Origin of the sequence: Marinifilum sp. D737 (genome assembly GCF_026672275.1) — a bacterium.
In the GTDB taxonomy this organism is placed as follows: Bacteria; Bacteroidota; Bacteroidia; order Bacteroidales; family Marinifilaceae; genus Marinifilum.
This window is the reverse complement of sequence record NZ_JANQCD010000125.1, coordinates 1-326: the sequence shown is the minus strand read 5'-3', so window position 1 is coordinate 326 and position 326 is coordinate 1. Positions and strand designations below refer to the sequence as shown.

The 326-nt window shown below is 46.9% G+C and carries 1 protein-coding gene; it reads left to right on the top strand.

The window, feature by feature from the left end; translation table 11 throughout:
- The coding region (locus NQ163_RS20900) for a hypothetical protein (RefSeq protein WP_268192204.1) at positions 1 to 326 on the top strand (326 nt) is incomplete at both ends.

The window sequence follows — 326 nt, the reverse complement described above, 5'->3', positions numbered from 1 at the left end:
GGTCATGGAGCGGCCACAAAATTCACCATTACCACTCAGCCAGCGGCGCCTGCTACAAATGGTGCAGCACTGGCAGCACAGCCTGTTCTTCAACTAAAAGATCAGTACGATAACAATTGCGATTCTGATGGTGCAACGCAGGTAGATGCTTCAGCTACGGGAAATGGAACATGGACCTTGGGTGGAAGTTTACCTCAAACTGCAGTTGGTGGTGTGGTAAGCTACTCAGGATTAAGCGCAAGTAGTAACGTAGAAGTTACAGCAGCTAGCATTACTTTTGATTTGGGTGGCGGAAGTTTTACTCTTGAATCCAACTCATTTGCTTT